Source organism: Chloroflexus aurantiacus J-10-fl (assembly GCF_000018865.1).
In the GTDB taxonomy this organism is placed as follows: Bacteria; Chloroflexota; Chloroflexia; order Chloroflexales; family Chloroflexaceae; genus Chloroflexus; species Chloroflexus aurantiacus.
Genome location: NC_010175.1, coordinates 2,159,568 through 2,173,059, shown reverse-complemented (window position 1 = coordinate 2,173,059; position 13,492 = coordinate 2,159,568). Strand labels below are relative to the sequence as shown.

Here is a 13,492-nt window from a genome sequence, read left to right as displayed (position 1 = left end):
TTACATGACAACAGAAATACAACCGGTGCAATGCTGAAAGCAGAAAGGAGTGGGTGATGCGCAGCTTTCGCGGTACGGTGAATCGGGTCGAGCTGATCGGGCGATTGGGAGCCGATCCGGAGGTACGGCAAGTGGGTAATGGTGTTTCGTTCTGTCGGTTCAGTCTGGCAACCAATCGTCCGGGCGGAACCGACGAACAAGGGAAGCGGCAGAGTGAAACCGAATGGACAACGGTGGAAGCGTGGGAGCGGCTGGCAGAGGTGTGTGGTAACTATTTGCAGAAGGGGCGCCGGGTTATGGTGATGGGAAGCCTGCGCACCGATAGCTGGCAGGACAAGGAGAGTGGACAAACCCGTTCACGGACATACGTTCGCGCTGACGAGATTATCTTTCTCGACGGTGGAAACAACCGCCACGAGAGTGAGGAGGAGGAATAGGATGCACAGATAGTCACAACCGCCGTTGCTATGCAGGAGACATAGCATACCAGTCCTGTCGTGGTGTATTTGGGGGTGAAGGGAGCGGGTTCACTACCCGCTCCTCAATATTCAAAGACGGATACATAATCGCAATGTTTGCCTCATCGAGACGCCCTGGTACTGGTCTTTGATCTCTCTCCTCACCTACACGTGAGCGAGGAGAGAGCACAAGCCTGCATTTGGGCATCTTGATATAGCAGAAGTTGTGTTATCTCGCGTATTTTGTCTGCTCTTGAACCGCACAGGGAGCTGCCCGGTGGTATGTTGCCGGCCTGAAACGTCTCCGTAAAATCTCACCACATCCAGGCTACAACGCTCACAACAGGTTCCCGGCAAGGATGTGATTGGCCTTGTCTGGTGCCTGCTCACTCATGATCAATGGTGCTGAGCTGAGGAGAGTTACTCAACCTGCACCATCGTCTCGGTAGAAACGGTGGTAGTAGTCGGCTGTGGTGTCCCGGTAAACCGCTCACGTAACGTACCATACAACACCACCAGCGAAGCTGCCAGCAGACCGGCACCGATCAAATAGGGTGCAGTCTGTCCAACCAGATCGAATAGCATCCCGGCCAGCAACGGCCCGGCTACCATCATCAAACTGTTGTACGACTGCACACCACCCAGGGTCGCGCCTTGCTCCTGGGCTGATACCGACTGCGATACCAGACTTGTCAGTGACGGGGTGACCATACCGCCACCGAGAGCCACCAGACCAATAGCCGGGAAGAGCATCCATCCGGCGGAAGCCAGACCGGTAGCCGCGAAGCCAATTGCCATCAGAATCAGACCGGCTATCGTCAGGCGGGCTTCACCGAAGCGGGCCACTAGCTTCCTGATCAAAAATCCCTGCACAACGACTGCAATCAGGCCAATAAATGCGAATACAAACGCATTTTGCTGTGGACTGAAACCAAAACGTTCGTCGCTATAGACCGGAAAATTGCTTTGCAGTCCGGCAAAGGCCAGATTGAACAGGACGCTACCAAGAATGAATGGCTGAACACGCTGATCACCGGCGACGGCCAGCAACCGCTTGATGGGATTGAGATCACGGACGTGCGACTGTACTCGCTTTTCCGGTGGCAGCGACTCAGGCAGACGAAAGAAGCCGAAGGTCGCGTTGGCAAAGCTGAGCGCTGCTGCGAAGAGGGCTGGGGCGTGCAAACTGACATTAGCGAGCAACCCGCCCAGGGCCGGGCCAAGCATAAAGCCAAGACCGAAGGCGGCACCAATCATTCCCAAACCACGAGCACGCTCGTTTGGTGGTGTGACGTCGGCAATATATGCCTGAGCTGTACTGATGCTGGCACCGGTGATTCCGGCGGCGATGCGGGCCAGAAACAACAGCCCGATCACCGTCTCAACACCGAGAAACGTTAACTGTTCGGCCAGAGCAAAGACCAGATAGCTCACCCCAGCGCCAACCAGGCTCAGAAGTAGTACCGGCCGTCGGCCAAAGCGATCACCAAGTGCGCCCAAAACCGGGGCGAAGAGAAATTGCATCAACGCATACGAAGCGGTTAACGCCCCGACAATGAATGCTCGATTTTCGGCCAGCCACGGCCATGTTGATTGTTCAACAATTTTGACATATTCAGGCAGCAACGGTAAGACGATACCGATGCCGAGCAGATCAATGAAAATGGTCAGAAAGATAAAGACAAGCGGCGAGCGTGATTTCATAGTGCCAGTTCCCGATCTATCGAAGTAAATAGCAAGTCGAAAAGTTTGCCATGCAAATGATATGACGATTCATAGTTTTTGTCAATACTTTGCACAGATTTTGTCGTAATTCTGTGCACCGGCGAGATATGGTACCATGGATCAAAATGCGCTTGTATATGCCGCAGAGCCAACCCGGCTTGTACGATGCCTGGAATCCGCGTTGTACGGACAAAACAGACTCTATTGCGTCATATCAGATGCTTGCATAAGGTGTATCATGGGGAGAGGAACAGATTCACCGGTCGCATCAGGCGGTGAGAAGGTATGACTTTCAGTGGCTTCACAACTGAACGACTAACCGGCATCCCGCCGGAGTTTTTCACCGAGATATTGCCGGCTATCACAAAGCCGAGCGAGATCAAAGTGACGCTGCATCTCTTCTACCGCATCAGTCGCCTGCGTAGCCGACCACGGCGGCTCAGTTGGGATGATCTCCTCAATGATGATCTACTCAGGCGCTCGTTGCAGTCGCTCAGTACCCTACGTTCGTTCGAGGAGCTGCTCGATGAAGGACTGACAGCAGCGGTACGTCGGGGCACCGTTTTACATCTGGTAGAGCCACGCGATGGCCGGGTACGGAACTGGTATCTCATCAATACACCGGCCAACCGGGCATGGGCAGAACAAGTCGGAGCGAGTGGGTTCGTTCCTCCAGCCGATGAGGCGATTGGCGAGCGACCGGGTCTGATAGAATTGTACGAACAAAATATTGGACTGGTAACACCATTATTACTTGAGGAATTGCGTGAGGCCAGTGCCCGCTATCCCGCTGAATGGCTCGAAGATGCCATTCGCGAGGCAGTACGGGCGAATGTACGTTCGTGGCGTTATATTCAGCGTATGCTGGAGAGGTGGGCCGCCAATGGACGAGAACCTGCGTCGTATCAGACCGGACGACCTATCGATATTGAAAAATATACCAGCGGGCAACTCGGACACCTCTTCCGCCGCGGAAGCGACGAGAGCGACCTCTGAAGAGGTATGTCCAATCTGTCGCGGTGTTGGCTACTACACGCTGGCCGTGCCGTATGGGGATCCCAATTTTGGCGTTCTGATCACCTGTCGTTGCAAACAGGCCGAGAAAGAACGCCGACGCTACGAAGAACTGGAGCGACTCTCAAACCTGGCACCGCTGCGTGATAAGACGTTTGCCACCTTTGACCGTACTGTACCCGGCGTACAGCGGGCATTTGCCCGTGCTTATGAGTATGCGCAAAACCCCCAGGGCTGGCTGGTTTTGTTTGGTGGGTATGGGTGCGGTAAAACCCATCTGGCCGCCGCCATTGCAAACGAAGCTCTTGACCGTCATACGCCGGTGCTTTTTACCGTTGTGCCCGATCTGCTCGACCACCTTCGCTCAACCTTCGGCCCTAATTCTGAGACGGCCTACGATGAACGGTTTGAACTGGTGCGCGATGTACCATTGCTGATCCTTGACGACCTGGGCACCGAAAATACGACCCCCTGGGCACGAGAAAAACTTTACCAGATCATGAACCATCGGTATAATTATGCTCTACCGACGGTGATCACCAGTAATCGTGACCCGAAGGATATCGATCCGCGCATTCTTTCCCGGATGTACGATACCGCTATCTGTCGGGAACGGATTATCATCGAAGCAGGAGATTATCGCCGTCTGAGTCTTGAACAGCGGTATCATTCACGCCGACGCCGGGGCGACAGCTCTCGCGCCAGGACTCAGGAATGAACTGAGTGAAATACACGCTACGGCGCATACAATCCTGTCGGCGTTTGCCAGACCTGCCTGTGCCTGAATAGAAAGAAAGAATGTTACCATGACATTACGACATTTTCTCTCCGCAGCCGATCTTAACCGTGCTGAGGCGGAAGCCCTGCTTGATCGGGCCGCAATGCTTAAAGCGGCATGGCGCGCCGGCCAGGTCAATGATCGGCCCTTGTTAGGCCAGACACTCGCTCTCGTCTTTGAAAAGCCTTCTCTGCGCACACGGGTAGCCTTTGAAGCCGGTATGACCCAGCTCGGTGGACATCCTTCCTATCTCTCGGCAAATGACATTGATATGGGCGGGCGTGAGAGTGTTCCTGACGTTGCTCGCAATTTAAGTCGCTGGGTGGCAATTATCGCGGCACGGGTGTTCAAGCATGCCACGGTTGAGACTCTGGCGCGCTATGCGACGGTACCGGTTATTAATGCACTCTCGGATCGTGAGCATCCATGTCAGGCACTGGCCGATATGCTGACGCTCCGTGAACGCTTCGGACGCTTACAGGGTCTCACCCTGGCGTATGTTGGTGATGGAAATAATGTCTGTCATTCGTTGATGTTATTGGGTGCAACGCTGGGTCTCAACCTGCGGATTGGGTGTCCACCCGATTACCGACCGGCACCCGACATTATCGAACTAACGGAACGACTGGCCCAGGAACACGACGCCACGCTCGCCATTACAGCTTCTCCGGTCGAAGCGGTTAGCGGAGCCGATGCAGTGTATACTGATGTCTGGGCATCGATGGGGCAGGAGCACGAAGCTGCACGTCGTCGTCCGGTCTTTACACCGTATCAGGTAAACACAGCGCTTATGGCCCATGCGGCACCACACGCACTGGCGATGCACTGCTTACCGGCGCATCGTGGTGAGGAAGTAACGGCTGAGGTTATCGACGGGCCGCAATCTGTCGTATTTGAGCAGGCAGAGAATCGACTCCACGTTCAAAAGGCGCTCATTTTGTTCTTGTTAGGGAAGTAGCGCCGATAGCATGCGGAAAGACGCTATGGCAGGCAACCGGGCAATCTTTGATCGCGCAATGGAGCAGTGTCGGGACGCATCGGCACAAGGTCGTTGGGAAGACTCGTTACGGGCAGCGGTACGGGCATTGCAAGAGTTCCCACAAGACCTCGAAGCACGCACCGCCGCAGCCGTCGCCCTCTTTCAGACGAACCGGTTTGACAAGGCGTTGCAGGCATTTCGCGATTTGTACGAAACTGACCGCACCAATGCTTTTTTTCTCAGCTATATTGCTCAATGCTATCAGCGGCAAGGTGACGTTGCGGCGGCGGCTGATGCTTATCGAGCGTTAGCCGATCTCCATAGTGCGCAGGGTCGCTCGCTACAGGCTGCCGAGTCATTGCGTGAACTGCTCTCCCTTCAACCGGAACTTGATGATCAACGCCGTCGGTTGGCGCAGCTTTACGAAGACATTGGTGCACTTCCCGAAGCTGCCGATACCCATCTGGAACTGGCCCAGCGCCTGATTGCTCAGGGTGATCTGGCCGCAGCGTTACAAGAGGTCGAATGGGCACTCCGCCTGGTGCCCAATCAACGTGCTGCCCGTGATCTTGCGACCCGGCTGCGTGAACAGCTCGGTACGCAACCGGTGGCATCGGTTGCCATGCGTGGCACGAGTGGATTACGTCCGTCACTCCCAACCGGTGCCCTTAGGGGTTCGGCGTCGCAACCAGAACATCTCATTGCCGAGGCTATGGCATGTCAGCAAGCCGGTGATGAGGATCGGGCTGTAGAACTTTACGAACAGGCACTGCAGGCTGGCCTCGAACGAGCGGATGTGCTCTATTCACTCGGCTTACTCTACCAGTCGCGGGGTAATCTCAAAGCGGCGGTGGGTGTGTTGACCCGTGCCGCCGGCGATCCCGAATATGCACTCTCTGCCCACTTCGCATTGGGACAGGTCTATCGTGACCTTGGGCAATTACCCCAGGCTGCGCAAGAGTTCGAGCTGACGATTAGCCTGGTTGATCTTGAGACTATCGGTAAAGCGGAGGCCGATGATCTCATTGCGATGTACGAGAGTGCGGCAACAGTTTACGAGCAAATTGGTGATCTGGCCCGGGCTTCAACCCTCTACGGCACACTGGCCGATTTTCTGGCAAGTAAGCGGTGGGGGCGTGATCGAGCAGTCGAATTCAAGAATCGGGCAAAAGAGCTGGCCGACCGCAATATGTTCGCCAAGCTGCGAACCATTGGGACGGGTGTCTTGCAGCCACAGCCGGCACCGGCTGAACCTGAGCCTCCTGTTCCTGATACGGATACCGGGCGATGGGGGAAGATTCGACCGATTACGGATTTTCTCCGTTCAGGAAACATCCCCGATAACGATCAGGCACCAGCAGTCGAGCCAGTAGCCATCGAACAGTTACCACTGCTCGAACGGATGAGTGCACCAACAGCGCTGGCAACGCCTGAATTCCCACCACCAACTCCACTCGATCCCACCGGCCTTGATGAGGTGACCGCCGGCTGGCTCGAACTGAGTGGAACCTATCTCACCCAGGGCTTGCTCGACGCGGCGCTCGATGCATGTCTGGAGGTCATCCATCACAACGTTGAGTATCTCCCGATCCATCTACGGATGGGTGAAATCTACGAACGGCAGGGTCGCCCTGAAGAGGCGCTTGCCAAGTATCAACTTCTGATCGAGACGTACCGTGTGCGTGGTGAGGCAGAAAAAGCGATTGACGTCTACTTTCGCTTTATCGAATTATCGCCCGACACGGTCAATGCGCGCTCGAAACTGGCCGAGTTATTGAAGCAAACTGGCCGCATTGACGAGGCAGTTGAGCAGTTGCTTCAGGTGGCAAATACCTATTTTCGGCTTGGACAGACCAATAAAGCGCTGGAAGAGTTTCGGCGTTTGCTGCAATGGGCGCCAAAACATCGTGACGTACATGCACAGTACGGTCTGGCCCTGCTCAAACTCGAACGGTTTGAAGCTGCCCTCGATGAGTTTCGGCAAGCGCTGGAATTGGGTTCCCCCGATGACCCTGTCGCACTGGCGCGGTTGAATATCACGCTGGCGTTGATGGGTGAGCAACCCGCTGTTATTTGGGACTCGCTGGCGACGGTGCTGGCCGAACTGAAGAAACAGCCAGGCGAGTTTGCCGCTGTGCAGGCAGAGTATCGCGCTGCCTTCTTGATTGAGGATCGCGCTCTGCTGCACTACATGCTGGCAATTATTCAGCAACAGCACGAACAACACAATATGGCCTTACTGGAGCTGGATCAGGCACAAGCCTTACTGGCGAGTGAACCCGATCCGATGCTCCCGCCGGCCCTGGTTTATCAGGCAACTGCCGATAGTTATATTGCGCTTGGGAAGGCAGAAGAAGCGCTTGAACAACTCCGCCGTGGCCAGGCTGTTGCCGACCAGACTTCACCCAATCCAACCCTTCGCCATCCTTTTGCAATCCCGCCATCACGCGCCGCTCTGGTGCGACGAATGGCCGAAGCCTATGCGATGAGCGACGATCTGGTCGGCGCTGAACAGGCACTGGTAGAGGCGAAGCGATTGCTGCCTTACGACCGTGCAATCTATACCAAGCTGGCTGAAGTCTATTTCCGGCAGGGAAAACTGGCCGAGGCGCTGGCGCAGCTTGATGAAATGGCTACCTATTACGAGGAACGGCAACAGCTTGATCGGGCGATTGAAATGCTCGAATATGCGGTACGGCTGGCGCCAAACCATATCGGTATGGGTAGTCGCCTGGCTCGCATGCAACTGCGCCGTGGCTATCTCGATCAAGGGCTGGCCGGTCTGGTACGGGTGAGTGAATTACAAAAGCGGGCCGGTCAACTGAAAGATGCGGTCGCCTCGTTGCAAGAAGTTGCCCAGACCTACTGGATGCTTAGCGATCACGAGCGGGCGCGAGAGATGTATGATCGGATTGTTCAGATCGCACCGAACGACATTGATGCCCGCCAATGGCTGGCACTCATGCATACGCTGGCCCGTCGCACCAAAGAGGCTATCAGCGAGAAGAAGCAGATTGCCCGTATCTTTGCCCAACAACGCGATTACGATAATGCTATCGCTGAACTACATCAGATCATTGGGCTTGATCAACAAGACCTGGAAGCCTACTACATGCTCTACGACATGCTGATGCGGCGCGAGGAATACGGCCAGGCCAGCCAGCTCTGCCGGCGAATGCTGAAGATGCCGGGAATCGAAACAGAACGGGTAGAAGCTATGTTAAGTGCCGCCAATCGTATGCTAGAGCAACGTAAGTCGGCGCCGCCACAGAGTTAACAATGATAGAGCTTGAGCGTCTCTGGACGCGGTTAAATCCGCTTACCTCACCATTCGCGCTGATCGACATTTTCATTGTTACAGCCTTCTTTTACTGGCTGTTGGGCATTGTGCGTGGCACGCGCGCTGTCCAGTTGCTGCGCGGGGTTGGTATTTTGCTGGCTATCGCTTTTCTGATGCCTGCTATCGCCAGTGATCGGCTTACGCTCCTCACCTGGTTGATTGTGAATGTCATCTCGCCGGCATTGATCGTGGCTATTCCCGTCCTTTTCCAGCCGGAGTTGCGACGGGCGCTAGAGAGCCTTGGTCGGTCGAGTGACCTCTTCGGGCGACCGTTTGGTGGTGCCAATCGCTCTGAGCTGTTGGAGACGATTACGGTGATCAGTCGCGCAGCAGCACAGCTCTCGCAGCAGGGGGTTGGGGCACTGATTGTGATTGAACGCCGCACCCAGTTGCAGGAATTTGCCGACCGTGGTGTGATTCTCGACTCGCGTATTTCCACGCCGCTTTTGCTCAATATTTTCTTTCCTAACTCACCCTTGCACGATATGGCAGTGATCATTCGCGGGAATCGGATTCTGGCAGCCAATGTTGTGCTACCGCTTAGCGAAGATATTTCCGGTCCACGACGGTACGGTACGCGCCACCGTGCGGCCAAGGGGATTACCGAGCAGACTGATGCACTGGCCGTCGTTGTGTCAGAAGAGACCGGTGCTATCTCGCTCGTCAGTGATGGCCGCATGGTGAGCTATTTAACCGAGACACGGCTGCGGACAATGCTGGCCGATCTGATGCAGGTGCCGCTTGAGAAAGAAGCGAAGAGGGCGGCATGAATGGCGTGCGTTCAATCGTGTTGCGGGCGTTCCTGGCCTTTGGTCTGAGCTTTGCCCTCTGGTCGTTTGTTTCTTTCAGCGAGAATCCTGAAGAGACGGCCCGTTTCGAGGACCTCACGCTCCAGATCGTTGGCCTGGCTGAAGATATGGTGATCGTTGATGCGAATGGGTTGCCGACAACCTCGTTTCCACTCGTTGACGTCACCCTCCGCACTGATCGCCGACAGCGCTCGGAGTTACGTCCGGTTGATATCCGGGTTGTGGCCGATCTGAGTAATCTTGGTCCCGGCGATCACCTGGTGCCGATCAATGTTCAACCAACGCGCAGCAACCTCTCGTTCAGTGTGCCGGCGGGAGGGATCGAACCGTCTGCTATCAGTATACGTATCGAGCCTGTAGAAACTGTGACCGTCCCCATTCGTCTTGAAATCGTTGGTTCGCCACCATTTAGTTTTGAGCGCGGTGATCCAGAGATACGCTACAACGGTAATTTGATCGACACCGTAACGGTGAGTGGTCCGCAAAGTCGGGTTGTGCGGGTAGCGGCGGTGCGGACTGTGGCTAATATCGCGCAACTTCGCGCATCGTATGTTGCACCGTTGAACCTGACGCCGGTTGATAACAATAATCAGCCGGTTGAAGGAGTGCAGGTTCGACCGGCAACGGTGACTGTCGTTATCCCGATTAATCCGGTGGTTGGTCTGCGACTGGTGCCGGTTTCGCCGATTATCATCGGCTCACCGGCGCCGGGATTTGCCGTCACCGATATCAAGGTTGATCCGCCATTAATCACCCTTACCGGTAGTTCTGGCCCGCTTGACGCGATCAACCTGTTGCAGACAGAAGCTATCGATATCGCCAACGCTCGTGAGACGGTGGTGCGCATCGTACCGTTAATCATCCCGACCGGTACTTCGCCGGCTCAGGGCGAGTCGAACGCTGTGCGGGTAACGGTTGAGATCACACCAATTACCTTGCCATTCCAGATTCGCTTACCGGTCGAGATTGTGATCGACGGTTTAGAAAATGGTCTCCTTGTCACCGTATCACCAGAGGTCGTTGAGATAACCTTCGCCGGTACCAGTGCCCAACTGAATGCCCTGGCGGCGACGCCGCTGGAAGCAACCATTAACGTCAGCGGACTTGCTCCTGGTGCCTATCAGTTCCCTGTCCAACCCCTGCTGCCTGATGGGGTCAGCATCGTGGGTGAAGCGCCAACCGTGACAGTGGTGATTATCCCAGAGCCGACGCCAACCCCGACCCCATCACCCTCTCCCCAACCGTCACCGGAAATCGAGCCGACGCCCACCCCGGACGGTGGCTAGGCGATCAGGGTAATCTATCAGTCGTCAGAACCCGATGTTGCATCGAGGGTGGATGCAATACTTCCGCACCGGTTCATCTCTGTGACTGGAGTGGGATAGGTTACGGTGAGCCGGCCACTTCGCGCTACCAGGCGTAGACCTGCGCTGCCCGACAGATCAGGCTTCCAGCGTAGCAATTGCCACAGTTGTGGAGAAGCGCTATACTGAACACACCGTAGATGCCTGGGGAATGAGCCGGTATTGGCGAATAACGATGGAGCAAAGCGCCGGTAACTATCGCCAGTTGTTGCGCTAAACACGTTTAGAGCATCTACAAAGCGGCGAACCTGTTCGCTTCTCGCGAACAGTGATTATTCAGTATAGAACAGTCTGAGGCAATGACACAATTGGAACAAGCGCGTGATCTGCTGGAAGCCCATGACTCAATTGTTTTTGCTATGCTCTTCGGTTCGCTGGCGAGAAATACAGCGCACCCCTGGAGCGATGCAGATATTGGCATCTACGTTACCCGTCCCTGGTCACTCCTGGAAACGGGAAAACTCGCTGCTTCCCTGGAGACAGCGCTCGGTCGAACCGTTGATCTATGTGTGCTAAACGTGGCGCTTGAACGTAATCCCCTGCTCGCCTACCGGGTTATTGCCGAAGGGAAACTGTTGTTTTGTCGAGACCCCGACATCTTTGCTGATGTTAAGGCCAGGATTATCTTGCACTATCTGGATACATCCTTTCTACGGACGATGGTGATGAATGCCTTTCGCGAGCGTCTGGAGAGCGGGCAGTTCGGCAAAGGGGGATGATCGTGTTAGAGCGATTACAGCGGCTGGAAACCACTGTGCGCGAGCTTCAGCGTTTTGCGCAAACGTATTCTCTCGCCGATGTGCGACAGAACACACATCTGGAGTGGGCACTGCGCTATGGTTTTCTGGAAGCTATTCAGATGGTAATTGATATAAGTTGCCAGATTGTTAGCCGGCATAACCTGGGAATCCCCTCCACATATGCTGAATGTATAGACCTTCTACACTGTGCCGGCTATGTTGATCATCATCTGGCCAATACACTTTGTGGTATAGTCGGATTACGCAATATTCTGGTGCCTGAATACGTTTCTGTTGACCTTGAACAACTGTATGAATTACTTCATCGAATAAGTGATTTTCAACAGTTTGCTGAACAGATCAAAAATCAAGGATAAGTATATACCTGCATCGCATAATGACATTACGGCGGAAAGAGAAGCCTGGTGCCTGGATGCACATTCATCGTTGGCAGCAGGTAGCTGCTCATCACTGAACCCCAATTTGGTCATGCGCTACCGCCACCCGCTGTTGGCGGGCGACGAGTACACTCCCCGCTGTGATCAACAGAAACACCACAATACTCACCGCATTCAACATCCCACCCCAGCGCCGTAGTTCGATCACCATCAGCAGATCACCGGTCATACGCAGTACCAGTGAGAGGTGTAATAATCCCAGGGGCAGATAACTCCAGTTGCTAAAGCGCAACGGCACCTTCAGCAGAGCGGGAATGATGATCGGAGCATGTCCAAAAATCATCGCAAAGACAAAGCCGACAAAGACGCTGTGCAGGATGGCGTCGTAAGGAAAGCCGCCATAGACACCGCCAACCATCACCATCAGCAGGCCACCAATTGCCAGCCACGCACTGCCTGAGAGCATACAGGTCGCGCTGAAGCGGGGTAATCCAGGCCGGCGAATCGTCCGGCGTCCGATGTCATAGGCTAATAACCACAACCCACTGCCCAGCAGGCCGAGGCCGGCAATGCGCGAGCTATTGACATAATCAAACAATGACCATAACAGCCCCAACCAGATCAACCCGACACTCAGACTAAAGCTCCAGAACGCATGAACCGGCAACTGGCGCAGCCTGCCCAGTTCCAGCCGTTCACCGAAGATGGTCAGGGTCAGAAAGCCGATCCACCAGAGTGAGGCCAGCGCTAAAGGTTTGCCACTAAGCCAGATCAGGTTACCGCCGAACCACGCCAGCCCACCGAGCGCCATCGTAATCAGAAAACGAGCCGGTTGGCGCTTGAGCAGGGTGGCAAAGATGATGAGCAGGCCAAAACTGCCGCTACTGATAAGCAACGCACCGAGGGTAGTCGGCAATCCCAGCAGCAATCCCAATCCACCGCTGAGAGTCAACAGTGGCCCGGCAAAAGCCCAGGGGCGCCCAATCGCTACCGCCCGTTCCAGCCCAATGACTGTACCGAGCATGCCGCCAACGAAAAGTTGACCGTGGAGCGCAGCCAGCGCGATGGGTGAGAAGGGTAAAGCCCAGCCGATCCGTAATAAGCCTGCCCAGAGCGCGCTAACCAGCATCACCATGACGCCGGCAGCGAATGCTACCCGCAACCCAAAAGCATACCTTGATATGGTCATGGCGTATCTCCCCATTGCTGTGAACCTGTCTCTATCAACACTACCGTCAGGCTGTCTACGTGGTTCGAGTGAGTTTCCTTGTGTTCCAGCATAAGATGCTGCAACAAAGCTCGCTGTGACTTTTTTCACAGCAAAGCCTTGCTGATGGTTCTACCCCCGCAGTGGTCTGCAAACCTTGAGTGATACTGTGCATCATTGCCTGGCACCGGATAGGCGGCCCTCCGTGACTATCGATCCTATTTGCGACGATCCGTAGGAATCACTTGCATAATACAGAGGTACAGGTCCCGTAGGGGCGGGTTCCGAACCCGCCCCTACGGGCGGTGCATGGGCCGTTCACATTGTCATACGAGAGAAAGGCTCCATGTTGGATCGTGTGTCCTGTACTGGGCTGTATCAGATTTGATGTGGCATTGCCTGGATAGTATCCCTCTGGCATCCAGCGCGTCCGATTTGTTGCTTCTGCACGCCTGTGCGCTGTATAGATGCACGTCCATCGCACGGTTTCACGGTCGTTTCGCGCAATCCAGGTGCCATCGCAGCGTTCGCGCAACGTCTGCGCATCGCACAACACATCGCCCTGTGTAGAGGCTGCACGCATTCCTGCCCGGTCACCCCCTTACCTGCACCGCACCACAACGCGGCATTTTACAAAGTGTCGCGACAAGAGTACAATGTCGTGTTGATCCACGCCGCCA

The 13,492-nt window shown here is 55.2% G+C and carries 11 protein-coding genes; 9 read left to right on the top strand and 2 right to left on the bottom strand.

The window, feature by feature from the left end; translation table 11 throughout:
* Positions 1–56: 56 nt before the first annotated feature.
* Positions 57–437 (top strand): single-stranded DNA-binding protein, encoded by a 381-nt coding sequence (locus tag CAUR_RS08310; protein ID WP_012257456.1) that lies wholly within the window; start codon positions 57–59, stop codon positions 435–437.
* Positions 438–878: 441 nt separating this feature from the next.
* Here CAUR_RS08310 and CAUR_RS08305 read toward each other — a convergent pair whose 3' ends face one another.
* The gene (locus CAUR_RS08305; protein WP_012257455.1) at positions 879–2,162 is read right to left on the bottom strand and encodes a tetracycline resistance MFS efflux pump; all 1,284 of its coding nucleotides are present in this window, start codon (positions 2,160–2,162) and stop codon (positions 879–881) included.
* 306 nt (positions 2,163–2,468) lie between these two features.
* Here CAUR_RS08305 and CAUR_RS08300 point away from each other — a divergent pair, with 306 nt between their 5' ends.
* The 8 genes from CAUR_RS08300 (at position 2,469) to hepT (ending at position 11,584) form a co-directional block, all read left to right on the top strand.
* On the top strand, positions 2,469–3,179 hold the full coding sequence (locus CAUR_RS08300; RefSeq protein WP_012257454.1) for a DnaD domain-containing protein: 711 nt from the start codon (positions 2,469–2,471) through the stop codon (positions 3,177–3,179).
* A complete protein-coding gene (locus CAUR_RS08295) occupies positions 3,112–3,915 on the top strand; it encodes an ATP-binding protein (protein WP_242605104.1) in 804 nt (267 codons plus the stop codon). The genes CAUR_RS08300 and CAUR_RS08295 overlap by 68 nt, the downstream gene beginning before the upstream one ends.
* 88 nt (positions 3,916–4,003) lie before the next feature.
* Positions 4,004–4,933 (top strand): ornithine carbamoyltransferase, encoded by a 930-nt coding sequence (gene argF, locus CAUR_RS08290; RefSeq protein ID WP_012257452.1) that lies wholly within the window; start codon positions 4,004–4,006, stop codon positions 4,931–4,933.
* A 25-nt stretch (positions 4,934–4,958) separates the two neighbouring features.
* The gene (locus CAUR_RS08285) at positions 4,959–8,231 is read left to right on the top strand and encodes a tetratricopeptide repeat protein (protein WP_015909089.1); all 3,273 of its coding nucleotides are present in this window, start codon (positions 4,959–4,961) and stop codon (positions 8,229–8,231) included.
* Positions 8,232–8,233: 2 nt separating this feature from the next.
* A complete protein-coding gene (cdaA, locus tag CAUR_RS08280; RefSeq protein WP_012257450.1) occupies positions 8,234–9,064 on the top strand; it encodes a diadenylate cyclase CdaA in 831 nt (276 codons plus the stop codon).
* Entirely contained in the window at positions 9,061–10,389 is a 1,329-nt protein-coding gene (locus CAUR_RS08275) for a CdaR family protein (RefSeq protein WP_012257449.1), read from the top strand. The genes cdaA and CAUR_RS08275 overlap by 4 nt, the downstream gene beginning before the upstream one ends.
* Positions 10,390–10,766: 377 nt before the next feature.
* Complete coding sequence (mntA, locus tag CAUR_RS08270) at positions 10,767–11,186, top strand: type VII toxin-antitoxin system MntA family adenylyltransferase antitoxin (RefSeq protein WP_012257448.1); 420 nt, start codon at positions 10,767–10,769, stop codon at positions 11,184–11,186.
* Positions 11,183–11,584: a type VII toxin-antitoxin system HepT family RNase toxin gene (hepT, locus tag CAUR_RS08265; RefSeq protein ID WP_012257447.1), complete on the top strand. Its 402-nt coding sequence runs from the start codon at positions 11,183–11,185 to the stop codon at positions 11,582–11,584. Before mntA ends, hepT begins: the two co-directional genes overlap by 4 nt.
* Positions 11,585–11,675: 91 nt before the next feature.
* Here hepT and CAUR_RS08260 read toward each other — a convergent pair whose 3' ends face one another.
* Positions 11,676–12,794, bottom strand: a complete 1,119-nt coding sequence (locus CAUR_RS08260) for a hypothetical protein (RefSeq protein WP_012257446.1) — start codon at positions 12,792–12,794, stop codon at positions 11,676–11,678.
* Positions 12,795–13,492 lie beyond the last annotated feature (698 nt).

Coding starts and splice junctions, on each gene's coding strand:
- CAUR_RS08260 (WP_012257446.1), bottom strand. CDS start 12,794: ATGACCATATCAAGGTATGCTTTTGGGTTGCGGGTAGCATTCGCTGCC.
- CAUR_RS08275 (WP_012257449.1), top strand. CDS start 9,061: ATGAATGGCGTGCGTTCAATCGTGTTGCGGGCGTTCCTGGCCTTTGGT.
- argF (WP_012257452.1), top strand. CDS start 4,004: ATGACATTACGACATTTTCTCTCCGCAGCCGATCTTAACCGTGCTGAG.
- cdaA (WP_012257450.1), top strand. CDS start 8,234: ATGATAGAGCTTGAGCGTCTCTGGACGCGGTTAAATCCGCTTACCTCA.
- CAUR_RS08310 (WP_012257456.1), top strand. CDS start 57: ATGCGCAGCTTTCGCGGTACGGTGAATCGGGTCGAGCTGATCGGGCGA.
- CAUR_RS08285 (WP_015909089.1), top strand. CDS start 4,959: ATGGCAGGCAACCGGGCAATCTTTGATCGCGCAATGGAGCAGTGTCGG.
- CAUR_RS08305 (WP_012257455.1), bottom strand. CDS start 2,162: ATGAAATCACGCTCGCCGCTTGTCTTTATCTTTCTGACCATTTTCATT.
- hepT (WP_012257447.1), top strand. CDS start 11,183: ATGATCGTGTTAGAGCGATTACAGCGGCTGGAAACCACTGTGCGCGAG.
- CAUR_RS08300 (WP_012257454.1), top strand. CDS start 2,469: ATGACTTTCAGTGGCTTCACAACTGAACGACTAACCGGCATCCCGCCG.
- mntA (WP_012257448.1), top strand. CDS start 10,767: ATGACACAATTGGAACAAGCGCGTGATCTGCTGGAAGCCCATGACTCA.